Annotated in this window: 37 protein-coding genes, 1 tRNA gene and 1 pseudogene; 5 read left to right on the top strand and 34 right to left on the bottom strand. The window is 65.4% G+C overall.

Annotated features, from left to right (window positions below; genetic code table 11):
* The 4 genes from pgk to ASC76_RS24110 form a co-directional block, all read left to right on the top strand.
* A partial coding sequence (pgk, locus tag ASC76_RS24970; protein WP_082549440.1) for a phosphoglycerate kinase occupies positions 1 to 136 on the top strand: 136 nt, incomplete at its 5' end.
* Between the two features lie 40 nt (positions 137 to 176).
* A complete protein-coding gene (gene fba / locus ASC76_RS24120) occupies positions 177 to 1,238 on the top strand; it encodes a class II fructose-bisphosphate aldolase (RefSeq protein ID WP_056473195.1) in 1,062 nt (353 codons plus the stop codon).
* A 5-nt stretch (positions 1,239 to 1,243) separates the two neighbouring features.
* On the top strand, positions 1,244 to 1,927 hold the full coding sequence (gene rpe / locus ASC76_RS24115) for a ribulose-phosphate 3-epimerase (protein WP_200947212.1): 684 nt from the start codon (positions 1,244 to 1,246) through the stop codon (positions 1,925 to 1,927).
* Positions 1,924 to 2,757, top strand: coding sequence for an HAD-IA family hydrolase (locus ASC76_RS24110; protein ID WP_082549439.1), 834 nt, complete (start codon positions 1,924 to 1,926; stop codon positions 2,755 to 2,757). The genes rpe and ASC76_RS24110 overlap by 4 nt, the downstream gene beginning before the upstream one ends.
* Here ASC76_RS24110 and ASC76_RS24965 read toward each other — a convergent pair.
* Positions 2,710 to 2,871, bottom strand: coding sequence for an ATP-binding protein (locus ASC76_RS24965; protein ID WP_371262176.1), 162 nt, complete (start codon positions 2,869 to 2,871; stop codon positions 2,710 to 2,712). The genes ASC76_RS24110 and ASC76_RS24965 overlap by 48 nt on opposite strands.
* A 170-nt stretch (positions 2,872 to 3,041) precedes the next feature.
* Here ASC76_RS24965 and ASC76_RS26685 point away from each other — a divergent pair, with 170 nt between their 5' ends.
* On the top strand, positions 3,042 to 3,356 hold the full coding sequence (locus tag ASC76_RS26685) for a helix-turn-helix domain-containing protein (RefSeq protein WP_082549438.1): 315 nt from the start codon (positions 3,042 to 3,044) through the stop codon (positions 3,354 to 3,356).
* A 24-nt stretch (positions 3,357 to 3,380) separates the two neighbouring features.
* On the opposite strand, the gene ASC76_RS24100 is transcribed toward ASC76_RS26685, so the two are convergent.
* The 33 genes and pseudogenes from ASC76_RS24100 to tuf form a co-directional block, all read right to left on the bottom strand.
* Positions 3,381 to 3,457, bottom strand: a tRNA-Met gene (locus tag ASC76_RS24100).
* Between the two features lie 44 nt (positions 3,458 to 3,501).
* Positions 3,502 to 5,358, bottom strand: a complete 1,857-nt coding sequence (dsbD, locus tag ASC76_RS24095; protein ID WP_056473187.1) for a protein-disulfide reductase DsbD — start codon at positions 5,356 to 5,358, stop codon at positions 3,502 to 3,504.
* A gap of 120 nt (positions 5,359 to 5,478) precedes the next feature.
* On the bottom strand, positions 5,479 to 5,871 hold the full coding sequence (gene rplQ / locus ASC76_RS24090; RefSeq protein ID WP_056473184.1) for a 50S ribosomal protein L17: 393 nt from the start codon (positions 5,869 to 5,871) through the stop codon (positions 5,479 to 5,481).
* 73 nt (positions 5,872 to 5,944) lie between these two features.
* Entirely contained in the window at positions 5,945 to 6,931 is a 987-nt protein-coding gene (rpoA, locus tag ASC76_RS24085) for a DNA-directed RNA polymerase subunit alpha (protein ID WP_056473181.1), read from the bottom strand.
* Positions 6,932 to 7,091: 160 nt separating this feature from the next.
* The gene (rpsD, locus tag ASC76_RS24080; protein WP_056473177.1) at positions 7,092 to 7,715 is read right to left on the bottom strand and encodes a 30S ribosomal protein S4; all 624 of its coding nucleotides are present in this window, start codon (positions 7,713 to 7,715) and stop codon (positions 7,092 to 7,094) included.
* 174 nt (positions 7,716 to 7,889) lie between these two features.
* Positions 7,890 to 8,294, bottom strand: coding sequence for a 30S ribosomal protein S11 (gene rpsK / locus ASC76_RS24075; RefSeq protein ID WP_056473174.1), 405 nt, complete (start codon positions 8,292 to 8,294; stop codon positions 7,890 to 7,892).
* A gap of 47 nt (positions 8,295 to 8,341) precedes the next feature.
* Positions 8,342 to 8,704, bottom strand: a complete 363-nt coding sequence (gene rpsM, locus ASC76_RS24070; protein ID WP_056473171.1) for a 30S ribosomal protein S13 — start codon at positions 8,702 to 8,704, stop codon at positions 8,342 to 8,344.
* A 12-nt stretch (positions 8,705 to 8,716) separates the two neighbouring features.
* Positions 8,717 to 8,830 (bottom strand): 50S ribosomal protein L36, encoded by a 114-nt coding sequence (rpmJ, locus tag ASC76_RS24955; RefSeq protein WP_011830995.1) that lies wholly within the window; start codon positions 8,828 to 8,830, stop codon positions 8,717 to 8,719.
* Between the two features lie 17 nt (positions 8,831 to 8,847).
* Positions 8,848 to 9,066, bottom strand: coding sequence for a translation initiation factor IF-1 (gene infA / locus ASC76_RS24065; protein ID WP_009855680.1), 219 nt, complete (start codon positions 9,064 to 9,066; stop codon positions 8,848 to 8,850).
* A gap of 8 nt (positions 9,067 to 9,074) precedes the next feature.
* Complete coding sequence (gene secY, locus ASC76_RS24060) at positions 9,075 to 10,385, bottom strand: preprotein translocase subunit SecY (RefSeq protein WP_056473166.1); 1,311 nt, start codon at positions 10,383 to 10,385, stop codon at positions 9,075 to 9,077.
* Positions 10,386 to 10,424: 39 nt separating this feature from the next.
* Complete coding sequence (rplO, locus tag ASC76_RS24055; protein ID WP_056473163.1) at positions 10,425 to 10,856, bottom strand: 50S ribosomal protein L15; 432 nt, start codon at positions 10,854 to 10,856, stop codon at positions 10,425 to 10,427.
* 2 nt (positions 10,857 to 10,858) lie between these two features.
* On the bottom strand, positions 10,859 to 11,065 hold the full coding sequence (gene rpmD, locus ASC76_RS24050) for a 50S ribosomal protein L30 (protein WP_056473160.1): 207 nt from the start codon (positions 11,063 to 11,065) through the stop codon (positions 10,859 to 10,861).
* A gap of 23 nt (positions 11,066 to 11,088) precedes the next feature.
* Positions 11,089 to 11,607, bottom strand: a complete 519-nt coding sequence (rpsE, locus tag ASC76_RS24045) for a 30S ribosomal protein S5 (RefSeq protein WP_056473156.1) — start codon at positions 11,605 to 11,607, stop codon at positions 11,089 to 11,091.
* A gap of 9 nt (positions 11,608 to 11,616) precedes the next feature.
* Positions 11,617 to 11,985: a 50S ribosomal protein L18 gene (gene rplR, locus ASC76_RS24040; RefSeq protein WP_056473154.1), complete on the bottom strand. Its 369-nt coding sequence runs from the start codon at positions 11,983 to 11,985 to the stop codon at positions 11,617 to 11,619.
* A 12-nt stretch (positions 11,986 to 11,997) separates the two neighbouring features.
* Positions 11,998 to 12,531, bottom strand: coding sequence for a 50S ribosomal protein L6 (gene rplF / locus ASC76_RS24035; protein ID WP_056473151.1), 534 nt, complete (start codon positions 12,529 to 12,531; stop codon positions 11,998 to 12,000).
* Between the two features lie 12 nt (positions 12,532 to 12,543).
* Entirely contained in the window at positions 12,544 to 12,939 is a 396-nt protein-coding gene (gene rpsH, locus ASC76_RS24030; RefSeq protein ID WP_056473143.1) for a 30S ribosomal protein S8, read from the bottom strand.
* 43 nt (positions 12,940 to 12,982) lie between these two features.
* Positions 12,983 to 13,288, bottom strand: coding sequence for a 30S ribosomal protein S14 (gene rpsN, locus ASC76_RS24025; protein WP_056473141.1), 306 nt, complete (start codon positions 13,286 to 13,288; stop codon positions 12,983 to 12,985).
* Between the two features lie 12 nt (positions 13,289 to 13,300).
* Positions 13,301 to 13,891: a 50S ribosomal protein L5 gene (rplE, locus tag ASC76_RS24020; RefSeq protein ID WP_056473138.1), complete on the bottom strand. Its 591-nt coding sequence runs from the start codon at positions 13,889 to 13,891 to the stop codon at positions 13,301 to 13,303.
* Positions 13,892 to 13,900: 9 nt separating this feature from the next.
* On the bottom strand, positions 13,901 to 14,233 hold the full coding sequence (gene rplX, locus ASC76_RS24015) for a 50S ribosomal protein L24 (RefSeq protein ID WP_056473136.1): 333 nt from the start codon (positions 14,231 to 14,233) through the stop codon (positions 13,901 to 13,903).
* Between the two features lie 31 nt (positions 14,234 to 14,264).
* Positions 14,265 to 14,633: a 50S ribosomal protein L14 gene (gene rplN, locus ASC76_RS24010; RefSeq protein WP_025511783.1), complete on the bottom strand. Its 369-nt coding sequence runs from the start codon at positions 14,631 to 14,633 to the stop codon at positions 14,265 to 14,267.
* Between the two features lie 174 nt (positions 14,634 to 14,807).
* The gene (locus tag ASC76_RS24005; RefSeq protein ID WP_056473133.1) at positions 14,808 to 15,323 is read right to left on the bottom strand and encodes a peroxiredoxin; all 516 of its coding nucleotides are present in this window, start codon (positions 15,321 to 15,323) and stop codon (positions 14,808 to 14,810) included.
* Between the two features lie 84 nt (positions 15,324 to 15,407).
* Positions 15,408 to 15,707 (bottom strand): 30S ribosomal protein S17, encoded by a 300-nt coding sequence (gene rpsQ / locus ASC76_RS24000; protein ID WP_056473130.1) that lies wholly within the window; start codon positions 15,705 to 15,707, stop codon positions 15,408 to 15,410.
* The gene (gene rpmC, locus ASC76_RS23995) at positions 15,704 to 15,904 is read right to left on the bottom strand and encodes a 50S ribosomal protein L29 (RefSeq protein ID WP_056473125.1); all 201 of its coding nucleotides are present in this window, start codon (positions 15,902 to 15,904) and stop codon (positions 15,704 to 15,706) included. The genes rpsQ and rpmC overlap by 4 nt, the downstream gene beginning before the upstream one ends.
* Positions 15,905 to 15,915: 11 nt before the next feature.
* Positions 15,916 to 16,332, bottom strand: a complete 417-nt coding sequence (rplP, locus tag ASC76_RS23990; RefSeq protein ID WP_056473123.1) for a 50S ribosomal protein L16 — start codon at positions 16,330 to 16,332, stop codon at positions 15,916 to 15,918.
* Between the two features lie 2 nt (positions 16,333 to 16,334).
* A complete protein-coding gene (rpsC, locus tag ASC76_RS23985; RefSeq protein WP_056473120.1) occupies positions 16,335 to 17,261 on the bottom strand; it encodes a 30S ribosomal protein S3 in 927 nt (308 codons plus the stop codon).
* An 11-nt stretch (positions 17,262 to 17,272) separates the two neighbouring features.
* The gene (rplV, locus tag ASC76_RS23980; RefSeq protein WP_056473197.1) at positions 17,273 to 17,602 is read right to left on the bottom strand and encodes a 50S ribosomal protein L22; all 330 of its coding nucleotides are present in this window, start codon (positions 17,600 to 17,602) and stop codon (positions 17,273 to 17,275) included.
* Positions 17,603 to 17,613: 11 nt separating this feature from the next.
* A complete protein-coding gene (gene rpsS, locus ASC76_RS23975; protein WP_056473117.1) occupies positions 17,614 to 17,892 on the bottom strand; it encodes a 30S ribosomal protein S19 in 279 nt (92 codons plus the stop codon).
* 11 nt (positions 17,893 to 17,903) lie between these two features.
* A complete protein-coding gene (gene rplB, locus ASC76_RS23970) occupies positions 17,904 to 18,728 on the bottom strand; it encodes a 50S ribosomal protein L2 (RefSeq protein ID WP_056473114.1) in 825 nt (274 codons plus the stop codon).
* The gene (gene rplW / locus ASC76_RS23965) at positions 18,728 to 19,066 is read right to left on the bottom strand and encodes a 50S ribosomal protein L23 (RefSeq protein ID WP_056473110.1); all 339 of its coding nucleotides are present in this window, start codon (positions 19,064 to 19,066) and stop codon (positions 18,728 to 18,730) included. The genes rplB and rplW overlap by 1 nt, the downstream gene beginning before the upstream one ends.
* The gene (gene rplD, locus ASC76_RS23960; RefSeq protein WP_056473107.1) at positions 19,063 to 19,683 is read right to left on the bottom strand and encodes a 50S ribosomal protein L4; all 621 of its coding nucleotides are present in this window, start codon (positions 19,681 to 19,683) and stop codon (positions 19,063 to 19,065) included. Before rplD ends, rplW begins: the two co-directional genes overlap by 4 nt.
* Positions 19,683 to 20,366: a 50S ribosomal protein L3 gene (rplC, locus tag ASC76_RS23955; RefSeq protein ID WP_056473102.1), complete on the bottom strand. Its 684-nt coding sequence runs from the start codon at positions 20,364 to 20,366 to the stop codon at positions 19,683 to 19,685. Before rplC ends, rplD begins: the two co-directional genes overlap by 1 nt.
* Before the next feature lie 183 nt (positions 20,367 to 20,549).
* Positions 20,550 to 20,861: a 30S ribosomal protein S10 gene (gene rpsJ / locus ASC76_RS23950; protein WP_011831018.1), complete on the bottom strand. Its 312-nt coding sequence runs from the start codon at positions 20,859 to 20,861 to the stop codon at positions 20,550 to 20,552.
* Positions 20,862 to 20,874: 13 nt separating this feature from the next.
* Positions 20,875 to 21,032 (bottom strand): annotated as a pseudogene (gene tuf / locus ASC76_RS24950) (elongation factor Tu); the annotation flags it as partial.

Genomic DNA, 21,032 nt, shown 5'->3' with positions numbered 1-21,032 from the left:
GCTGGCGGCGATCGCGAAGTACGGCATCGAGAAGGACGTGGGCTACATCTCCACCGGCGGCGGCGCCTTCCTCGAGGTGCTGGAGGGCAAGACGCTGCCCGCGTTCGAGATCCTGCGCAAGCGCGCGGCGGGCTGACGCCGACACAAGAAGTTTCAACGTACCGAGGAGACCTTCGATGGCCCTGATTTCCCTGCGTCAACTGCTCGACCACGCCGCCGAGCACCACTACGGCCTGCCCGCCTTCAACGTCAACAACATGGAGCAGATCCAGGCCATCATGCAGGCGGCCGAGGCCTGCGACAGCCCGGTGATCCTGCAGGCGAGCGCCGGCGCGCGCAAGTACGCCGGCGAGCCCTTCCTGCGCAAGCTGGTCGAGGCCGCGATCGAGCAGTACCCGCAGATCCCCGTCTGCATGCACCAGGACCACGGCGCCTCGGCCGCGGTGTGCCAGCAGGCGATCCGCAGCGGCTTCTCCAGCGTGATGATGGACGGCTCGCTGCGCGAGGACCAGAAGACGCCGGCCTCGTACGAGTACAACGTCGCGGTCACGACCCGCGTGGTCGAGATGGCGCACGCGGTCGGCGTGTCGGTCGAGGGCGAACTCGGCTGCCTCGGCTCGCTGGAGACCGGCACCGCCGGCGAGGAAGACGGCGTCGGCGCCGAAGGCACGCTCGATCATTCGCAGCTGTTGACCGACCCCGAGCAGGCCGCCGATTTCGTCGCCCGCACCGGCGTCGATGCGCTCGCGATCGCGATCGGCACCAGCCACGGCGCGTACAAGTTCTCGCGCCAGCCGACCGGCGATATCCTCGACATCGCGCGCATCGCGGCGATCCACGTGCGCATCCCCGACACGCATCTGGTGATGCACGGCTCCAGCAGCGTGCCGCAGGAATGGCTGAAGGTGATCCGCGACCACGGTGGCGACATCCGCGAGACCTACGGCGTGCCGGTGGCCGAGATCCGCGAAGGCATCCGCTTCGGCGTGCGCAAGGTCAACATCGACACCGACATCCGCCTGGCGATGACCGGCGCGATGCGGCTCGCGATGGCACAGCGACCCGACGAATTCGACCCGCGTGCCTTCTTGAAGGCCGCGACCGCCGCCGCCAAGGGCATCTGCCGCGAGCGTTTCGAGGCGTTCGGCTGCGCCGGCCAGGCCAGCAAGCTGAAGCCGCGCACGCTCGATTCGATGGCCGCCGCCTACGCGAAGCTCGCACCGAGGCTCGCAGCATGACCAGCATGCGGCAGGCCACCGTGATCGCGCCGAGCCTGCTGTCGGCCAATTTCGCGCAGCTCGGCGCGGACGTGGCCGGCGTCGTCGAGGCGGGCGCCGACTGGGTCCACCTCGACGTGATGGACCACCACTACGTGCCGAACCTGACCTTCGGTCCGATGGTGTGCGAGGCGATCCGCCCGTTCGCCGGCCGCGCGCTGATCGACGTGCACCTGATGGTCGAGCCGGTCGACGCGCTGGTGATGCCGTTCGCGAAGGCCGGCGCCGGGCTGATCTCGTTCCATCCGGAGGCCAGCCTGCATGTCGACCGCACGCTGCAGCTGATCCGCGACCAGGACTGCCAGACCGGCCTGGTGTTCAACCCCGCGACGCCGCTGCACTGGCTCGATCACCTGCTCGACAAGATCGACTGCGTGATGCTGATGTCGGTCAACCCCGGCTTCGGCGGCCAGAGCTTCATCCCGTCGACACTGCCCAAGCTGCGGCTCGTGCGCGACCGTCTGGACGCTTACGCACGCGGCACCGGCCGGCGCATCCGGCTCGAGGTGGACGGCGGCGTCAAGCCCGACAACATCGCCAGCATCGCGCGCGCCGGCGCCGACACCTTCGTCGCCGGCTCGGCCGTGTTCGGCAGCCGCGACTGGCGCGCGACGATCGCGACCCTGCGGCACGCGGCGGAGTGCTCATGACCGTGTTGAAGGCCCTGATCTTCGATGTCGACGGCACGCTCGCCGAGACCGAACGCGACGGCCACCGCATCGCGTTCAACCGCGCGTTCGAGGACGCCGGCCTCGGCTGGCACTGGAACGTCGAGCACTACGGCGCGCTGCTCGCGGTCACCGGCGGCAAAGAGCGCATCGCGCACCACTGGCACGCGGTCGATCCCGAGGCCGCCCGCGCGCCCGACGCCGCGGCGCGCGTGCGCGCGCTGCATGCCGCCAAGACCGCGCACTACCTCGAACTGGTGCGCAGCGGCACCGTCGTGCTGCGCCCGGGCGTGCGCCGGCTGCTGATCGAGGCCCGTGCGCGCGGCCTGCGACTCGCGATCGCCACGACCACCACCGAGGCCAACGTGCGCGAACTGCTGACCGCGACGATCAGCCCGCTGGCCCCCGACTGGTTCGAGGTGATCGGCGCCGGCGACGCGGTCGCGCACAAGAAGCCGGCGCCCGACATCTACGACTGGGTGCTGGAGCGGCTGCACTTGCCCGCCGCCGAGTGCCTCGCTCTCGAGGATTCCGCGCCCGGCGTCGCCGCCGCGTGGGCCGCTGGCTTGGCGACGCTGCTGACCCGCAGCGTCTACAGCACCGGCGAGCCCATCGCCGGCGCACTCGCCGACCTCGACGGCCTCGGTAGCCACCCGCATCCGGCGCACGGCCTGGCGCCGACCATCGATGGCTTGCGGCCATGGCGCGGCGTGGTCGACGTCAACACGCTGCGACAGTGGCACGAGATGCGGCCCCACGGACCTTCACGCCAACGGCAATTCCAGGACGAACTCCGCCCCGCCCTGCGCTGAGTTGTCGGCGCTCAGCCGGCCGCCGTGCTGCTCGACGATGACGTAGCTGATCGACTGCCCCAACCCCATGCCTTTGCCGACCGGCTTGGTCGTGAAGAACGGGTCGAAGGGCACGCTGTGGCGCGGCCTGCCCCGGCCGGCCGACGTGATCGCGCTTCAGCCCAGCACGGTCGCCGTCATGCCCAAGCACGTGTTCGAGTGGCTCTGCGAGAGCGAACTCGCGTTCACGCACTTCCTGATCCAGCAGATCAGCGAGCGCATGTACTGGTTCATGGAGGGCTGGGATGCGGACCGGGTGCTCGACGCCGAGGGCAAGGTCACCGCGACCTCGCGGGGCTGTCCCATCCGCGGCTTTACCCGCACCGACACAAGCACATCGAGATCTCCCAGGACGCGAGGTAGCCAATTTGGTCGGCGTGTCGAGACCGCGCCGCAATCGGGCTCTCGACCGCCTGCGGGCGGCGGGCTGGGTGAAGCTCGAGTACGGCGGGCTGACGGTGACCGACCTCGACGGGTTGCGGCGGGCGGCTGACGCGGCGCGCCACGGGCCCCACAAAACAAAACGCCGTCCACAGGGACGGCGTTTGCCAATTCGTTAGTTGTTGTTTTTGTTATTGAATTTGTGGTTGCGAGGGCAGGATTTGAACCTGCGACCTTTGGGTTATGAGCCCAACGAGCTACCAGACTGCTCCACCTCGCGACTGAGCCTGTGACTATAGCACAACTGCAAACCGCGTGTGCGATTCAGAGGCCGGCGGTTTGCAGCGTCTGCAGAAAACGCGTCGCGTCCTGGAAGCCGGCGATGCGCGCGCTGGCGATCTCGCGGCCTTGGGGATCGAAGAAGATCGTACCGGGCGGGCCGAACAGGTTGAAGCGCTTCAGCAGCGCGCGGTCGTCGGCGCTGTTGGCGGTGACATCGGCCTTGAGCAGCAGCGCGCCGGCCATCCGCTTGCGCACGGCGGGGTCGACGAAGGTGAAGCGTTCCATCTCCTTGCAGGAGACACACCAGTCGGCATAGAAATCGAGCATCACCGGGCGCTTCGCGGTTTGCAAGGCGGCGTCCAGGTCGGCGACGCTGCGCACGAAGGTGAAGGCAGGCCCCTGCTCGGTTCCCGGCCCGCCCGCGCCACGCCACTGCGCCAGCGGCTGCAGCGGGTTGGTGCCCCCGGACGCGGCGCCGACGAGCTGCAGCAGTCCGCAGACCGCGAGCACCGCGCCGGCGGCCAGCCGCCACAGGCTGCGGGTCCAGCCGGCCACGGCCCCGTGGCGGTGGGCGACCAGCATCACCGCCGCACTGATGGCCAGCGCGCCCCACAATGCCAGCACGAGCGACGCGGGCAGGATGGACTGCACGGTCCACAGCGCGACCCCCAGCAGCATCACCCCGAAGAAGCGTTTGACGTCTTCCATCCAGCCGCCGGCCCGCGGCAGCAACGCGCCGGCCGAGGCGCCCATCAGCAGCAGCGGCACGCTCATCCCAGCGGCGAGCGAGAACAGGGCGGTGCCGCCGAGCGCGACATCGCGCGTCTGGCTCAAATAGACGAGCGCGCCGGCCAGCGGGGCCGCCACGCACGGGCTGACGATCAGGGCCGACAGGCCGCCCATCGCGAACACGCCAGCGAACCGCCCGGCAGGCAGGCGCTGCGACGCACTCGACACCCGGCCGGTGAGCCGCGCAGGCAACTGCAACTCGTAGACGCCGAACATCGACAGCGACAGCGCCACCAGGCCTGCGGCGAACAGTGCGAGCACCCAGGGCTTCTGCAACGCCGCAGCCAGCCCCTCACCGGCCAGGCCCGCGGCCACGCCGAACGCGGTGTAGACGAGCGCCATGCCGAGCGAATAGCTGGCCGCCAGCCCGAGCCCGCGACCGCGCGAGACCTGCGCGCCGTGGCCGACGATGATCGACGACAGGATCGGCAGCATCGGCAGCACGCAGGGCGTCAGCGAGAGCAGCAGGCCGCCGACGAAGAACACGCCGACGACCGTCCAGAACTTGCCGCTCCGCAGCGCGCCGTCGATCGCCGCGTCGTCGGCGGCGTAGGCGGGAGATGCGGTCACTGCCGCTGCGGCCGCGGTGCCCGACGACGCACCCGCGGTGGCCAGCGCGAGGCTCTGGTCGGCCGTCATGAGCCGCGCCGAGCCGTCACCACCGAAGCCGGCCAGGCTCACCTCGATCCCGCGCGGCTGCGGCGGATAGCACAGGCCCTTGTCCGCGCAGCCCTGGTTGGTGACGAGGAGCTGGAACTTGCCGGCCGCCTGCTGCACCGGGATCGCGATGCGCACGGTGTCGCGGTAGGTCTCGACGTTCTTCTGAAAGGTCTCGTCGAACTTGGTTTTGCCCTGCGGCAGCACCGGCTCGCCGAGCGTGGCGTTGACCGCGGCGAACTTGAACTGCTCGCGGTACAGGTAATAGCCGGGCACCACGGTGTAGCTGACCTCGACGGTGCGCGCATCGACGGCCCGCGCCGCGAGCTTGAACGCGACTTCGGGATCCAGGAAGTCTTCTTCGGCGCGCGCCAGCTGAAGGCCGGCGAGCAAGGTCAGCGCCGCAAAGAGGCGGAGCCACAAGGACAGAACGGCGACGGGTCGGTTGCGCATGGAAACCTGATTCTCAGCGATGCCTGGAAAGACCCTCGGTCGACTGCCGGGTTCCGGTCTTTCATCGCAGACGACAAAAGGGCCAGCAGATGCCGGCCCTTCGGGTGACGCGGAAGCGGGTCAGGCCTCGGCGACGGTGTCGGTCGCGGCGGGCTCCGGACGATCGACCAGCTCGACGAACGCCATCGGCGCGTTGTCGCCGACGCGGAAACCCATCTTCAGGATGCGGGTGTAGCCGCCCGGACGCGCCTTGTAGCGCGGGCCGAGTTCATTGAACAGCTTGGTGACGATGTCGCGATCGCGGGTGCGGTCGAACGCGAGGCGGCGGTTCGCCAACGTCGCTTCTTTCGCGAGCGTGATCAGCGGCTCGACGACGCGACGCAGTTCCTTGGCCTTCGGGACCGTGGTCTTGATCGCTTCGTGCTGCAGCAGCGAATTGCACATGTTGCGCAGCATCGCCTGGCGATGCTCGCTGGTGCGGTTGAGTTTGCGGAGTCCGTGACGGTGACGCATGGTGCTATTTCCCTTTGACTAACTTATCGACCCCAGCCGTATCAGGTACTGGGGTGTGCACATGACGAGCGGTTTACCGCTTGTCCAGGCCCTGGGGCGGCCAGTTCTCGAGGCGCGCGCCGAGCGTGAGCCCGCGCGATGCCAACACTTCCTTGATTTCGTTGAGCGACTTGCGACCCAGATTCGGGGTCTTCAGCAGCTCGGTCTCGGTGCGCTGGATCAGGTCGCCGATGTAGTAGATGTTCTCGGCCTTCAGGCAGTTCGCCGAACGCACCGTCAGCTCGAGCTCGTCGACCGGGCGCAGCAGGATCGGATCGAACTGCGTGTTGCGGGCGACCGGCGCATCGGCGAACGAGCTGATCTCGCCTTCGAGCTGCGCGAACACCATCAGCTGCTCGACCAGGATCTTGGCCGAGTTGCGGATCGCCTCTTCCGGCGTGATCGCGCCGTTGGTGTTGATCTCCATCACCAGCTTGTCGAGGTCGGTACGCTGTTCGACGCGGGCTGACTCCACCGTGTAGCTCACGCGAGCGACCGGCGAGAACGACGCGTCCAGCACGATGCGGCCGATCGACTTGGTCGGCTCGTCGCCGTAGCGGCGCATCGTGCCCGGCACGTAGCCGCGGCCCTTCTCGACCTTGATCTGCATGTCCAGCTTGCCGCCGTGCGACAGGTGCGCGATGACGTGCTCGGGGTTGATGATCTCCACGTCGTGCGGGGTCTGGATGTCGCCGGCCGTGACCGGGCCTTCGCCTTCCTTGCGCAGCACCAGCGTGACTTCATCGCGGTTGTGCAGGCGGAACACGACGCCCTTCAGGTTCAGCATGATGTGAACGACATCTTCCTGCACGCCGTCGATGGCCGAGTACTCGTGCAGCACGCCGGCGATCGTCACCTCGGTGGGCGCGTAGCCGACCATCGACGACAGCAGCACGCGGCGCAGCGCGTTGCCCAGCGTGTGGCCGTAGCCGCGCTCGAACGGCTCGAGCGTGACCTTGGCGCGGTTGCCGCCGAGCGGCTCCACATTGATGGCTTTGGGTTTCAGCAGATTGGTTTGCATTGAAGTCCTGTTCGTCTCAATACCCTCGGCTCGTTACACCGATAAGGCTGACAGACACAGCGCCGGGCGAGAGAGTCGTCGCTGTGTGCCCGGCAAAACACAGCAACCAATAGCCATGAGGGAGCGCCGGCGCAAGGCCAGCACTCCGTCGTCTGCTCGCTTAACGCGAATACAGTTCGACGATCAGCGCTTCCTTGATGTCGGCGCCGAATTCGTCGCGGTCCGGCGTCTTCTTGAAGATGCCTTCGAGCTTGGCCGCGTCGACGGTCACCCAGTTCGGCATGCCCTGGCCTTCGGCGAGCTTGACCGCATCGATGATGCGCAGCTGCTTCTTCGACTTCTCGCGCACCGCGACGACGTCGCCCGGCTTGACGAGGTAGGAAGCGATGTTCACCGAAGCGCCGTTCACGGTGATCGACTTGTGCGACACCATCTGGCGCGCTTCGGCGCGGGTCGAGCCAAAGCCCATGCGGTAGACGACGTTGTCCAGGCGCGACTCGAGCAGCATCAGCAGGTTCGAGCCGGTGTTGCCCTTGCGGCGCTCGGCTTCGGCGAAGTAGCGGCGGAACTGACGCTCCAGGATGCCGTACATGCGCTTGACCTTCTGCTTCTCGCGCAGCTGCAGGCCGAAGTCGGACGTGCGGGTGCCCGAGGTGCGGCCGTGCTGGCCGGGCTTGCTGTCGAACTTGACCTTGTCACCGATCGGGCGGCGGGCGCTCTTCAGGAACAGGTCGGTGCCTTCACGGCGGGAAAGTTTGCCCTTGGGGCCGAGGAAACGTGCCACGTTGATGTCCTTAGTTCAATCTGACGCAGGCTGAACGTTCAGCTTGCGCGAGTCTGGCGAGTGTTGTTCTGGGCGCTCAGACGGTGGGCTTCGACTTCCGTCGCTCGATGAACGGCGGAAGTGAAAAAGTCGGCGAAGCCATGAAGGCATCGCCGACGACGAAAACGGTCTAACTCAGATGCGACGGCGCTTCTGCGGACGGCAGCCGTTGTGCGGCACCGGCGTCACGTCGGAGATCGAGTTGATGCGGATGCCGAGCGAGGCCAGCGCACGCACCGACGACTCACGGCCCGGGCCGGGGCCCTTGATCCGCACGTCGAGGTTCTTGATGCCCTGGTCCTGGGCGGCGCGGCCTGCCACTTCCGCGGCGACCTGCGCAGCGAACGGCGTGCTCTTGCGCGAGCCCTTGAAACCCTGACCACCGCTCGATGCCCAGGACAGCGCGCCGCCCTGACGATCGGTGATGGTGATGATCGTGTTGTTGAACGACGCGTGGACGTGCGCGACACCGTCCGCAACGTTCTTGCGGACTTTCTTGCGCACGCGCTGGGCGGCGGTGTTGACGGGTGACTTAGCCATGTTGACCTTTACAAATCTGTAGATGCGACGAGACGGAGACCGTCAGATCACTTCTTCACGACGCCCGACTTGCGCGGGCCCTTGCGGGTGCGAGCGTTCGTCTTGGTGCGCTGGCCGCGAACCGGCAGGCCACGGCGATGGCGGAAGCCACGGTAGCAACCCAGGTCCATCAGGCGCTTGATGTTGATCGACATCTCGCGACGCAGGTCGCCCTCGATCGTCAGGCGGCCGATTTCTTCCCGGATCTTCTCGAGATCGACGTCGGTCAGGTCCTTGACCTTGCGATCGAACGGCACATTGCTGTTCGTGCAGATCTTCTGGGCCGTGGTGCGACCGATCCCATAGATCGAGGTCAGACCGATCTCGGTGTGCTTGTGGGGCGGAATGTTGATGCCAGCAATACGTGCCATGTTCGTTCTCTCTTAACCTTGACGCTGCTTGTGACGCGGATCGGTACAGATCACGCGCACCACGCCCTTGCGGCGGATGACCTTGCAATTGCGGCACATTTTCTTGACCGACGCTGCGACTTTCATTCTCTTCTCCTAAGCCTCTACTTTGCCCGGAACACGATGCGAGCGCGGCTCAGATCGTAGGGCGTCAACTCGACAGTGACCTTGTCCCCCGGCAGGATGCGGATGTAGTGCATGCGCATCTTGCCGGAGATGTGGCCGAGCACGACGTGCCCGTTTTCCAGCTTCACTCTGAACGTTGCATTGGGCAGATTCTCGAGAATCTCACCCTGCATCTGAATCACATCGTCTTTTGCCATGTACTCAATCAGCTCGCTTTGAAGTTGGCCTTCTTGAGCAGTGACTCGTACTGCTGGCTCATCACATAACTCTGCACCTGGGCCCAGAAGTCCATCGTCACGACGACGATGATCAGCAGGGACGTGCCGCCGAAATTGAACGGCACGTTGTATTTCAGGACCAGGAACTCGGGCAGCAGGCACACCAGCGTGATGTAGATCGCGCCGGCCAGCGTCAGCCGCGACAGGATCCGGTCGATGTGGCGAGCAGTCTGGTCGCCCGGACGGATGCCCGGGATGAACGCACCGCTCTTCTTCAGGTTGTCGGCGGTCTCGCGGCTGTTGAATACCAGCGCCGTGTAGAAGAAGCAGAAGAACACGATCGCGGCGGCGTACAGCATCACGTAGATCGGCTGGCCCGGACGCAGCAGGTCGGCCACGTCCTTCAGCCAGCGGAAGCTGTCGCCGGTGGCGAACCAGCCCACCGCGGTGGCCGGCAGCAGGATGATCGACGACGCGAATATCGGCGGGATCACGCCCGACATGTTCAGCTTCAGCGGCAGGTGGGACGACTGGCCGCCGTAGACCTTGTTGCCGACCTGGCGCTTCGCGTAGTTGACCAGGATCTTGCGCTGGCCGCGCTCGACGAACACGACCGCGAAGGTCACGCCGAACACCAGCAACGTGATGAACAGCGCCGCGACGATGCTCATCGAGCCCTGGCTCACCAGCGTGCCGAACTGGCCCAGCGCACCGGGCAGGCCGGCAGCGATGCCACCGAAGATCAGGATCGAGATGCCGTTGCCCAGACCACGCTCGGTGATCTGCTCGCCCAGCCACATCAGGAACATCGTGCCGGCCACCAGGCTCACAACCGCCGTCATGCGGAAGCCGAAGCCGGGCGAGATCACCAGGCCCGGCGAGCTCTCGAGCGCCGTGGCGATCGCAAGCGCCTGGAACAGAGCGAGGCCCAGCGTGCCGTAGCGCGTGTACTGGGTGATCTTGCGACGGCCCGATTCGCCTTCCTTCTTCAGCGCCTCGAGTGTCGGCACCACGTAGGTCATCAATTGCATGATGATCGACGCGGAGATGTACGGCATGATGCCCAACGCGAACACGGTGAAGCGCGACAGCGCGCCACCCGAGAACATGTTGAACAGGCTCAAGATGCCACCGGCCTGGCTGTTGAACAGCTGGCGCAGCTGGTCCGGGTCGATGCCGGGCACGGGAATGTGCGCGCCGACGCGGTAGACCACGAGCGCGAGCAGCAGGAACGTCAAGCGGCGACGCAGGTCGCCGAACTTGCCGCTCTTCGCCAGTTGATTCGCGTTGGTTGCCACTGAGGTCCTAGAGATTCAGGTCGTAGACTTCGCCGACCTTCAGGCCAGCGAGCCGCCGGCCGCTTCGATCGCCGCCTTGGCGCCTGCGGTCGCGCCGATGCCCTTGAGCACCACGGCCGACGTCAGCTCGCCCGACTTGATGACCTTCACGACCTTGGCGAGTTCACCGACGAGGCCGGCTTGCTTCAGGGTCAGGATGTCGACTTCGCCGACGCCGAGCTTCTGCAGGTCGGTCAGATTGATCTCGGCGTTGAACTTCAGCAGGTGCGACTTGAAGCCACGCTTCGGCAGGCGACGCTGCAGCGGCATCTGGCCGCCTTCGAAGCCGACCTTGTGGTAGCCGCCCGAACGCGACTTCTGGCCCTTGTGGCCACGGCCGGCGGTCTTGCCCAGGCCGGAGCCGATGCCGCGACCGACGCGACGCTTCGCATGCTTCGAGCCGTCTGCCGGCTTGATGGTGTTGAGTTCCATGTTCAGAGCACCTTCACCAGGTACGAGACCTTGTTGATCATGCCGCGCACCGCCGGCGTGTCTTCGAGCGTGAACTCGCTGTTGAGCTTGCGCAGCCCGAGGCCGCGCACGGTCGCACGGTGCGACTCGCGCGTGCCGGCGATGCTGCGGACCAGCTTGACGGTCAGCGTGCCCTTGGGCTCGCTGGTCGTGGTTTGCTTGTTTGCCATCGTGTTTCTCCTGCTCGAGCGGCTCAGCCGAACAGCTCTTCGACCGTCAGCCCGCGCTTGGCAGCGATCTCGGCCGGGGTGTTGGTGTTCTTCAGTGCGTCGAGCGTGGCGCGAACCAGGTTGTACGGGTTCGACGAGCCGAGGCTCTTGCAGACGATGTCGGTCACGCCCATCACCTCGAACACGGCGCGCATCGGGCCGCCGGCGATGATGCCGTCACCGGGCTTCGCCGGCGCCATCAGCACGCGCGACGCACCGTGCTCGCCGACCACCTTGTGCTGGATCGTGCCGTTCTTCAGCGCGACCTTGAACAGGTTGCGGCGGGCCGAATCCATGGCCTTGGTCACGGCGACCGGCACTTCCTTGGCCTTGCCCTTGCCCATGCCGATGCGGCCATCGCCGTCGCCGACCACGGTCAGTGCGGCGAACGACAGCGTGCGGCCGCCCTTCACCACCTTGGTGACGCGGTTGACCGCGATCATCTTTTCCTTCAGACCGTCGTCACGACCTTCGTCCTGGACGCGGGGTTGAAACTTTGCCATCTTGATTCCTTAGAACTGCAGGCCGGCTTCGCGAGCGGCTTCAGCGAGCGCCTTGACGCGGCCGTGGTACGCAAAACCTGCGCGGTCGAACGCCACCTTGTCGATGCCGGCGGCTTTCGCCTTCTCGGCGATGCGCTTGCCGATGATCGTCGCGGCAGCGACGTTGCCGCCCTTGCCGGCCGTGCCCAGTTCCTTGCGGATGTCGGCTTCGGCGGTCGATGCGCTGGCCAGCACCTTGGAGCCGTCGTCGGAGATGACGCTGGCGTAGATGTGCAGATTGGTGCGGTACACCGACAGACGCGCGACGCGCTGCACGGCGATGCGTGCGCGGGTCTGGCGGGAGCGACGGACGCGCTGATCTTTTTTGTTCAGTGACATGTCATTCGCCCCTTATTTCTTCTTGGTCTCTTTGATGACGACCTTTTCGCCGACGTAGCGAATGCCCTTGCCCTTGTAGGGCTCCGGCGGACGGATCGCGCGGACCTCGGCGGCGATCTGGCCCACCACCTGGCGGTCGGCACCGGAGATGACGATTTCGGTCTGGGTCGGGCACGCCACCTTCACGCCTTCGGGCATGTCCTTGGCGACCGGGTGCGAGAAACCGATCTGCAGGTTCAGCTTGCTGCCGGCGGCCGCGGCGCGGAAACCGACGCCGACCAGCGACAGCTTCTTCTCGAAGCCCTTGCTGACGCCGTTGACCATGTTCGAGACCAGCGCACGCATCGTGCCCGACATCGCATCGGCCTCGACGCTGTCGTTCGCCGGGGCGAAGTTCAGCTTGCCGTCTTCGTTCTTGATCGTGACCAGGCTGTTGACGGGACGCACCAGCGTGCCCATCGCGCCCTTGACGCTGATCTGCTCAGCGGTGACCGACACGTCCACACCCTTCGGGAGCGGCAGCGGCATTTTTCCTACGCGAGACATGACCGTTACTCCTTAGGACACGTAGCAGAGCACTTCGCCGCCGATACCGGCCTGGCGCGCCTTGCGGTCCGTCATCACGCCCTTCGGCGTGGTCACGATCGCCACACCCAGACCGTTCATCACGTTCGGGATGTCGTGGCGACCCTTGTAGACGCGCAGGCCAGGACGGCTGACGCGCTCGATGTGCTCGATCACCGGCTTGCCGGCGTAGTACTTCAGGCCGATTTTCAGCTGCGGCTTGGCCGCATCGCCTTCGATCGCGAAACCGTCGATGTAGCCTTCGGCCTTCAACACCTCGGCGATCGCGGTCTTCAGCTTCGACGCCGGCATCACCACACTGACCTTCTGAACCATCTGCGCGTTGCGGATGCGGGTCAGCATGTCGGCGATAGGATCACTCATGCTCATTTGAAATATCTCCTGATCAGGTCAGATTCGATAAGCGCGGGGCTTACCAGCTGGCCTTGACGACGCCAGGGATATCACCCTTGAACGCCAGTTCGCGAATCTTGTTGCGGCCGAGACCGAACTTGCGGAAGGTGCCACGCGGGCGACCCGTCAGCTCGCAGCGGTTGCGCTGGCGCGTCGGGTAGGCGTTGCGCGGGAGCTTCTGCAGCTCGAGGCGCGCGGCGTAACGCTCTTCGTCGGACTTCTTCGCGTCGTTGGCGGTGCCCTTGAGCTCCGCATACTTCTTCGCGTACTTGGCGACGAGCTGGGTGCGCTTGAGTTCGCGCTGGATGAGGGAGGTTTTGGCCACGGGCTCGGTCCTTCAGTTCTTGAACGGGAACTTGAACGCGGTCAGAAGCGCCTTGGCCTCTTCGTCGTTCTTCGCCGTCGTGGTGATGCTGATGTTCAGGCCACGCAGCACGTCGATCTTGTCGTAGTCGACTTCAGGGAAAATGATCTGTTCCTTGACGCCGATGTTGTAGTTGCCGCGGCCGTCGAACGCACGACCCGAGATGCCGCGGAAGTCGCGCACGCGGGGCAAGGCGATCGTCACGAAGCGGTCAAGGAACTCGTACATCTGCACGCCGCGCAGGGTGACCATGCAGCCGATGGGCACGCCGTCACGGATCTTGAAGCCGGCGATCGCCTTCTTCGACTTCGTGACGACCGGCTTCTGGCCGGCGATCTTGGTCAGGTCGCTCACGGCGTGGTCCATGACCTTCTTGTCCGACACCGCTTCCGAGACGCCCATGTTCAGGGTGATCTTGGTGATGCGGGGCACCTGCATCGGCGACTTGTAGCCGAACTTCTCGACCAGCTCCGGCGAGATCTTGTCGCGGTAGATGGCCTGAAGGCGCGCGACCTTCGGAGCGGGGGAGTTGTTGCCGGTGGAGGCAGCTTGTTGCTTTGCCATGATCTTCCCTTAGGCCTTGATCTCGGCGCCGCTGGACTTGAAGACACGCACGCGCGTGACCTTGTTCGTCTTGGCATCGGTGCCGAGCTTGATGCCGACGCGATCGGCCTTGCCGGTGGCGGCGTTGAAAATCGCGACGTTCGACTGGTGGATCGACAAGGTCTTGTCGACGACGCCGCCGGTCGTGCCCTTCATCGGGTTCGGCTTGACGTGCTTCTTCACGACGTTCACGCCTTCGACGAGGATGCGATCCTCGCTCTCGCGCGACAGCACGGTGCCTTGCTTGCCCTTGTCGCGGCCGGTCAACACGATGACCTGGTCGCCCTTGCGAATCTTGTTCATGGCCTGTCCTGTATATCTAGCGGGGCGGCGCTCAGAGCACTTCGGGTGCGAGCGACACGATCTTCATGAAGCGCTCGGTGCGCAGTTCGCGCGTCACGGGCCCGAAGATGCGGGTGCCGATCGGCTCGAGCTTGGCATTCAGCAGCACGGCGGCATTGCCGTCGAACTTGACCAGCGAACCGTCCTGGCGACGCACACCCTTGGCGGTGCGAACGACGACGGCACTGTAGACCTCGCCCTTCTTCACGCGGCCACGCGGCGCGGCTTCCTTGATGCTGACCTTGATCACGTCGCCGATGGCGGCGTAACGGCGCTTGGAGCCGCCCAGCACCTTGATGCACATGACGGATTTCGCGCCAGTGTTGTCCGCGACGTCGAGCCGCGATTGCATTTGAATCATGTTGTCCTGTCCCCAACTTGCGGCGCCGCTCTGATCAGAGTGAGCACCGCAGTCTTGGGCCCGTTCGGGCAAAGAATCGTCAGATCCGAAACCACTCACCTGTTCGTGCGAACGGCGGCTGATTTCGGCGAAGTCTTAGATTATGCAGCACTTTTGCGCACTGCGTCAATGAGCTCAGGCCAGAACTTCCTTGGCCTGCTTCAGCATCGTGTCGGCGTCGCTGACTTCGAACTTCCCCGGCGCCTCGACATTGAGCGTCTTGACGACGCCGTCGACGACCAGCATCGAGTAGCGGTTCGAGCGCAGCCCCATGCCGCGCGCGGTCAGGTCGAGGGTCAAGCCGGTGGCCTTGGCGAAGTCGGCGCTGCCGTCGGCCATCATGCGGACCTTGCCGGCGGTGCGCTGATCGCGACCCCAGGCGCCCATCACGAACGCGTCGTTGACGGACACGCACCAGATCTCGTCGACGCCGGCCGCCTTGAGCGCGTCGGCCTTCTCGACATAGCCCGGCACATGCTTGGCGGAGCAGGTCGGGGTGTAGGCGCCCGGGAGCGCGAACACCGCGATCTTCTTGCCTGCGGTCGACTTCTCGAGGTCGAAGGTGTTGGGGCCGAGCGAGCAGCCGTTGCCCTCGACTTCGACGAATTCCGAGAGGCTGCCTGCGGGTAGCTTGTCGCCAACTTTCAACATGAGGGTCTCCTGAGGTGTTCTGAAATGGAAAAACGGCCGGACGCCAGTATCAGCAATCCGACCGTTCGATGCGCGCGCGGTGGCTTAGACCACGATCGCCTTCTGGACGAGGCGGGTCACGGTCCAGGCCTTGGTCTTCGAGATTGGACGCGTTTCCGCGATCTCGACGACATCGCCGAGCTTGTACTCGTTGTTCTCGTCGTGTGCGTGGTACTTGCTCGACTTCGCGACGATCTTGCCGTACAGCTCGTGCTTGGTGCGGCGCTCGATCAGCACGGTGATGGTCTTGCTGCGCTTGTCGCTGACGACCTTGCCGACCAGCGTGCGGGTGTTCTTCGCCGGCTTGTCGGTCGCTGCGGCGGCGGTGGCTTGCTGCTCGCTCATTTCGTCGCTTCCTTCTTCTTCTGGGCCAGCACGGTCTTGGCGCGAGCGATGTCGCGACGCGTGTTGCCCAGCTGGGTGTGGTTGCTCAGGTTCTGCGTCGCCTTTTGCATGCGCAGGCCGAAGTGGGCCTTGAGCAGGTCGCCGATCTCTTTCTTGAGACCGTCGACGTCCTTGGCGCGGAGTTCAGATGCTTTCATGAATGTTCTCCTTACGCGCCGACCTGGCGCGCGACGAAGGTGCACTTCAGCGGCAGCTTGGCTGCGGCCAGCGTGAACGCTTCGCGTGCGAGCACTTCATCGACGCCATTGATCTCGTACAGGACCTTGCCCGGCTGGATCTCGGCGACGTAGTACTCCGGATTGCCCTTGCCGTTGCCCATGCGGACTTCGGCCGGCTTCTGCGAGATCGGCTTGTCCGGGAAGATGCGGATCCAGATGCGGCCACCGCGCTTCACGTGACGCGAAATCGCGCGGCGTGCCGCCTCGATTTGCCGCGCCGTCAGACGGCCGCGCTCGGTGGCCTTCAGGCCGAAGTCGCCGAACGAGACGGCTGCGCCACGGGTGGCGACACCGGTGTTGCGGCCCTTCTGTTCCTTGCGGTATTTTCTGCGTGCGGGTTGCAGCATGCTTATTCTCCTTTGGCGTCAGGCGTCGCCGGCGCAGCGTCGGGCGCTGCAGCCTTGCGAACACGCTTGACGGCCGGTCCCTTGGGCGCGTCGCCGGCCGGTGCGGCCGGGGCTGCTGCGGCGGCGCCGGCGTCAGCCGGGCGATCGGTGCGCGGCGCGCCCCGGTCGAAACCACCACCACCACCCGGACGGCCACCACGGCCACCCGGCGCACCGCCCGGACCCCGCGGCGGGCCGCGGCGCGGGCCACGGCGATCGTCCTCGGCGCCCGGAGGCGTCACGATGCCAGGCGATTCACCGTTGGCCAGGCGGTCACCACGGTAGACCCAGCACTTCACGCCGATGATGCCGTAGGTCGTCTTGGCTTCGGAGAAGCCATAGTCGATGTCGGCCTTCAGGGTGTGAAGCGGCACGCGGCCTTCGCGGTACCACTCGCAACGCGCGATCTCGATGCCGTTCAGGCGGCCCGAGGACATCAGCTTGATGCCCTGGGCGCCCAGGCGCATCGCGTTCTGCATCGCGCGCTTCATCGCGCGGCGGAACATGATGCGTTTCTCGAGCTGCTGCGTGATGCTGTCGGCGATCAGCTGCGCATCGACTTCAGGCTTGCGCACTTCCTCGATGTTGACAGCGACCGGCACGCCCAGGCGGCGCGTCAGCTCGGCCTTGAGGTTCTCGATGTCCTCGCCCTTCTTGCCGATCACCACGCCCGGCCGTGCCGAGTAGATGGTGATGCGGGCGTTCTTGGCGGGGCGCTCGATCAGGATGCGCGAAACCGCAGCGCTCTTGAGCTTGGCCTTCAGGTACTCGCGAACCTTCAGGTCTTCGGCGAGCATGGTCGCGAAGTTCTGGTTGTTCGCGTACCAACGCGATGACCAGTTGCGCGTGACCGGCAGGCGGAACCCGGTTGGGTGAATCTTTTGTCCCATGGTCTTTGCCTTTAGTTGCCGACGGTGATGTAGATGTGCGCGGTCGGCTTGCTGATGCGGTTGCCGCGGCCCTTGGCCCGTGCGGAGAAACGCTTCAGCGTGGCACCTTGCTCTACGAAGATCGTCTTGACCTTGAGTTCGTCGATGTCGGCACCGTCGTTGTGCTCGGCGTTCGCGATCGCGGACTCCAGGCACTTCTTGATGATCCCGGCAGCGCGCTTGGGGGTGAAGGTCAGGATGTTGAGCGCCTGGTCCACCTTCTTGCCGCGGACCAGGTCGGCCACCAGCCGACCCTTGTCGGCAGACAGGCGAACACCGCGGACGATCGATTTGGTTTCCATCGTCGTCATCCTTATTTCTTGTTGGCCTTCTTGTCGGCCGGGTGCCCCTTGAACGTGCGGGTCAGCGCAAATTCACCGAGCTTGTGGCCGACCATCTGGTCGGTGATGTAGACCGGCACGTGCTGCTTGCCGTTGTGCACGGCGATCGTGATGCCGATGAAATCCGGCAGGATCGTCGAGCGGCGCGACCAGGTCTTGATCGGCTTCTTGTCCTTGATGGCAACCGCCTTCTCGACCTTCGCCTGCAGGTGATGGTCGACGAACGGGCCCTTCTTGAGTGAACGAGTCATTGCCGTTCCCCTTACTTCTTGCGACGCGCGACGATCATCGTCTGCGTACGCTTGTTGTTGCGAGTGCGGTAGCCCTTGGTCAGCGTGTTCCACGGAGACACAGGCGCCTGGCCCTCACCAGTACGACCTTCACCACCACCGTGCGGGTGATCCACCGGGTTCATGGCGACGCCACGAACCGTCGGGCGGATGCCCTTCCAGCGGATCGCGCCGGCCTTGCCGTACTGGCGCAGCTGGTGCTCTTCGTTGGAGACTTCACCGATGGTCGCGCGGCAGTCGATGTGGATCTTGCGAACCTCACCCGAGCGCAGGCGGACCTGCGCGTAGATGCCTTCGCGCGCCAGCAGCGTCGCCGAGGTGCCGGCCGAACGCGCGATCTGCGCGCCCTTGCCGGGCAGCATCTCGATCGCGTGGATGATCGAGCCCACCGGGATGTTCTTGATCGGCAGCGTGTTGCCCGCCTTGATCGGCGCTTCGGCGCCGCTCATGATCGTGGCACCGACTTCGAGACCGCGCGGGGCGATCACGTAACGGCGCTCGCCATCGGCGTAGCAGACCAGCGCGATGTGCGCGGTGCGGTTCGGGTCGTACTCGATGCGCTCGACCTTCGCCGGAATCGCATCCTTGTTGCGCACGAAGTCGACGACGCGATAGTGATGCTTGTGACCACCGCCGCGATGGCGAATAGTGATGTGACCGTTGTTGTTGCGGCCCGCGTTCTGCATCTGGGGCTCGAGCAGCGATGCTTCGGGCTTGCCCTTGTGCAGGTGCGGGTGCACCACCTTCACCATGCCACGGCGGCCTGGCGAGGTCGGTTTGATCTTGATGACAGGCATTACGCTGCCTCCCCGGAGAAGTTGAGCTCTTGGCCGGCCTTCAGCGACACGTACGCCTTCTTGACGTGGTCACGGCGGCCGATCGACTTGCCGAAGCGCTTGACCTTGCCCTTCTGGATCACGGTCGAGACGGACTCGACTTCGACCTTGAACATCAGTTCGACGGCCGCCTTGATCTCGGGCTTGGTGGCATCGCGCAGCACCTTGAACAGCACCTGGTTGTGCTTCTCGGCAGCCATCGTCGCCTTCTCGGAGACGATGGGCGCGACCAGCACTTGCGCCAGGCGGTCGGCCTGATGCTTGGGCTTCGCAGCGGTAGCGGTGGTGGTTGCGTTCATGCCAGCATCTCCTTGAGTTGCTCGACCGCCGCCTTGGTCACGAGCACTTTCTTGTAGTGCACGAGCGCGAGCGGGTCGGCGTGGCGCGGCTCGACGACGAGCACGCCGGCGAGGTTGCGCGAGGCCAGCAGCAGGTTGTCGTCGAGCTGGTCGGTGATGACCAGCACCGAGTCCAGGCCCATCGCCTTGAACTTGGCGGCGAGCTGCTTGGTCTTCGGCGAATCGACGGTCAGCGAGTCGACGACGGCCAGGCGGCCTTCGCGAGCGAGCTGCGAGAAGATGGCGGCCATGCCGGCGCGGTACATCTTCTTGTTGACCTTCTGGGTGAAGTTTTCGTCCGGGCTGTTCGGGAAGATCCGACCGCCTCCGCGCCACAGCGGCGACGAGGTCATGCCGGCGCGCGCGCGGCCGGTGCCCTTCTGGCGCCACGGCTTCTTCGTCGAGTGCTTGACCATCGTGCGGTCGAGCTGGGCGCGAGTGCCCTGACGTGCGTTGGCCTGGAAGGCCACGACGATCTGGTGCACCAGCGCTTCGTTGTAGTCACGCGCGAACAGCGTGTCCGGCGCGTCGACCTTGCTGGTCGCCTGGCCTTGTTCGTTCAGGAGCTCGAGTTGCATTACTGGGCTCCCTTCTTGGCCTTGACCTTGATCGCCGGGCTGACGACCACGTGGCCGTTCTTCGCACCGGGGACGGCACCGCGCACCAGCAGCAGCTGGCGGGCTTCGTCGATGCGGACGATGTCGAGGTTCTGGATGCTCTTGGTCACGTCACCGCGGTGGCCGGACATCTTCTTGCCCGGAAACACGCGGCCCGGGTCCTGGGCCATCGAGATCGAGCCCGGCACGTTGTGCGAACGGCTGTTGCCGTGCGACGCGCGCTGCGAGCTGAAGTTGTGGCGCTTGATCGTGCCGGTGAAGCCCTTGCCGATCGAGGTGCCCTGCACGTCGACCAGCTGGCCGACCGCGAACACGCCGCCGACGGCGACTTGCGCGCCCGGCTTGTATTCGGCGGCCACGTCAGCGGCGACACGGAATTCCTGGAGGATCTCGCCGGCCTCGACACCCGCCTTGGCGAAGTGGCCCGCTTCGGGCTTGGAGACTCGGGACGCCTTGCGTTCGCCGAAGGCGACCTGGATGGCGCTGTAACCGTCGGTCTGTTCGGTCTTGACCTGGGCGACGCGGTTGTTCGACACATCGAGCACCGTCACGGGGATGGCGTCGCCATCGTCCGTGAAGATGCGCATCATGCCCACCTTGCGGCCCAGCAAACCGAGGCGATGGCCTGGATTGACTGTCGTCATAAAGTTTTCTCCAGCTCTGGCGCCTGTTCAGCAACCACAGCCTTTGTTCACGAGCCCGACATCGATTGGTCGGGTTGATAAGTTTCCCGTCGTCGCGCCGCCCTTTCGGGCACGCGAACGCGGAAAAGCCTGCGATTCTAGCACCGGCGGGCGAACCCGCAAGTGCCAGACCTCGGGCGGGGTTTACTGCAGCTTGATCTCGACGTCGACGCCCGCCGGCAGGTCGAGCTTCATCAGCGCGTCGACCGTCTTGTCGGTCGGGTCGACGATGTCCATCAGACGCTGGTGCGTGCGGATCTCGAACTGGTCGCGCGACGACTTGTTGACGTGCGGCGAACGCAGGATGTCGAAACGCTGCATGCGGGTCGGCAGGGGCACCGGGCCCTTGACGATCGCGCCGGTGCGCTTGGCGGTGTCGACGATTTCGAGGGCCGACTGGTCGATCAACTTGTAGTCGAACGCCTTCAGGCGGATGCGGATCTTTTGCTTTTGCATGATGTGGTCCGCCTTACTCGATGATCTTGGCAACGACGCCGGCGCCGACGGTACGGCCACCTTCACGGATGGCGAAGCGCAGGCCTTCTTCCATCGCGATCGGGTTGATCAGCTTCACGGTGATGCTGACGTTGTCGCCCGGCATGACCATTTCCTTGTCCTTCGGCAACT

Source organism: Rhizobacter sp. Root404 (genome assembly GCF_001425865.1).
Taxonomy (GTDB): Bacteria; Pseudomonadota; Gammaproteobacteria; order Burkholderiales; family Burkholderiaceae_C; genus LMDS01.
This window is presented reverse-complemented; position numbering and strand designations above follow the sequence as displayed.

Bases quoted from the DNA above. Each gene is read 5' to 3' on its own strand.
- rpe (WP_200947212.1), top strand. From the start codon at position 1,244: ATGCGGCAGGCCACCGTGATCGCGCCGAGCCTGCTGTCGGCCAATTTC.
- rpsK (WP_056473174.1), bottom strand. From the start codon at position 8,294: ATGGCTAAGTCACCCGTCAACACCGCCGCCCAGCGCGTGCGCAAGAAA.
- rpmC (WP_056473125.1), bottom strand. From the start codon at position 15,904: ATGAAAGCATCTGAACTCCGCGCCAAGGACGTCGACGGTCTCAAGAAA.
- rpsJ (WP_011831018.1), bottom strand. From the start codon at position 20,861: ATGCAAAAGCAAAAGATCCGCATCCGCCTGAAGGCGTTCGACTACAAG.
- rplB (WP_056473114.1), bottom strand. From the start codon at position 18,728: ATGCCTGTCATCAAGATCAAACCGACCTCGCCAGGCCGCCGTGGCATG.
- rplX (WP_056473136.1), bottom strand. From the start codon at position 14,233: ATGAACAAGATTCGCAAGGGCGACCAGGTCATCGTGTTGACCGGCCGC.
- rplD (WP_056473107.1), bottom strand. From the start codon at position 19,683: ATGCAACTCGAGCTCCTGAACGAACAAGGCCAGGCGACCAGCAAGGTC.
- rplE (WP_056473138.1), bottom strand. From the start codon at position 13,891: ATGGCAAAGCAACAAGCTGCCTCCACCGGCAACAACTCCCCCGCTCCG.
- rpsE (WP_056473156.1), bottom strand. From the start codon at position 11,607: ATGGCAAAGTTTCAACCCCGCGTCCAGGACGAAGGTCGTGACGACGGT.
- rpsQ (WP_056473130.1), bottom strand. From the start codon at position 15,707: ATGAGCGAGCAGCAAGCCACCGCCGCCGCAGCGACCGACAAGCCGGCG.
- rpmJ (WP_011830995.1), bottom strand. From the start codon at position 8,830: ATGAAAGTCGCAGCGTCGGTCAAGAAAATGTGCCGCAATTGCAAGGTC.
- dsbD (WP_056473187.1), bottom strand. From the start codon at position 5,358: ATGCGCAACCGACCCGTCGCCGTTCTGTCCTTGTGGCTCCGCCTCTTT.
- rpsM (WP_056473171.1), bottom strand. From the start codon at position 8,704: ATGGCACGTATTGCTGGCATCAACATTCCGCCCCACAAGCACACCGAG.
- infA (WP_009855680.1), bottom strand. From the start codon at position 9,066: ATGGCAAAAGACGATGTGATTCAGATGCAGGGTGAGATTCTCGAGAAT.
- fba (WP_056473195.1), top strand. From the start codon at position 177: ATGGCCCTGATTTCCCTGCGTCAACTGCTCGACCACGCCGCCGAGCAC.
- rplR (WP_056473154.1), bottom strand. From the start codon at position 11,985: ATGTCACTGAACAAAAAAGATCAGCGCGTCCGTCGCTCCCGCCAGACC.
- ASC76_RS24110 (WP_082549439.1), top strand. From the start codon at position 1,924: ATGACCGTGTTGAAGGCCCTGATCTTCGATGTCGACGGCACGCTCGCC.
- rplQ (WP_056473184.1), bottom strand. From the start codon at position 5,871: ATGCGTCACCGTCACGGACTCCGCAAACTCAACCGCACCAGCGAGCAT.
- rpsC (WP_056473120.1), bottom strand. From the start codon at position 17,261: ATGGGACAAAAGATTCACCCAACCGGGTTCCGCCTGCCGGTCACGCGC.
- rplN (WP_025511783.1), bottom strand. From the start codon at position 14,633: ATGATTCAAATGCAATCGCGGCTCGACGTCGCGGACAACACTGGCGCG.
- rplO (WP_056473163.1), bottom strand. From the start codon at position 10,856: ATGGAACTCAACACCATCAAGCCGGCAGACGGCTCGAAGCATGCGAAG.
- rplP (WP_056473123.1), bottom strand. From the start codon at position 16,332: ATGCTGCAACCCGCACGCAGAAAATACCGCAAGGAACAGAAGGGCCGC.
- rplV (WP_056473197.1), bottom strand. From the start codon at position 17,602: ATGGAAACCAAATCGATCGTCCGCGGTGTTCGCCTGTCTGCCGACAAG.
- ASC76_RS26685 (WP_082549438.1), top strand. From the start codon at position 3,042: ATGCGGACCGGGTGCTCGACGCCGAGGGCAAGGTCACCGCGACCTCGC.
- rpmD (WP_056473160.1), bottom strand. From the start codon at position 11,065: ATGGCAAACAAGCAAACCACGACCAGCGAGCCCAAGGGCACGCTGACC.
- rplF (WP_056473151.1), bottom strand. From the start codon at position 12,531: ATGTCTCGCGTAGGAAAAATGCCGCTGCCGCTCCCGAAGGGTGTGGAC.
- rpoA (WP_056473181.1), bottom strand. From the start codon at position 6,931: ATGCAAACCAATCTGCTGAAACCCAAAGCCATCAATGTGGAGCCGCTC.
- rplC (WP_056473102.1), bottom strand. From the start codon at position 20,366: ATGACGACAGTCAATCCAGGCCATCGCCTCGGTTTGCTGGGCCGCAAG.
- rpsS (WP_056473117.1), bottom strand. From the start codon at position 17,892: ATGACTCGTTCACTCAAGAAGGGCCCGTTCGTCGACCATCACCTGCAG.
- ASC76_RS24005 (WP_056473133.1), bottom strand. From the start codon at position 15,323: ATGTTGAAAGTTGGCGACAAGCTACCCGCAGGCAGCCTCTCGGAATTC.
- rpsH (WP_056473143.1), bottom strand. From the start codon at position 12,939: ATGAGCATGAGTGATCCTATCGCCGACATGCTGACCCGCATCCGCAAC.
- rplW (WP_056473110.1), bottom strand. From the start codon at position 19,066: ATGAACGCAACCACCACCGCTACCGCTGCGAAGCCCAAGCATCAGGCC.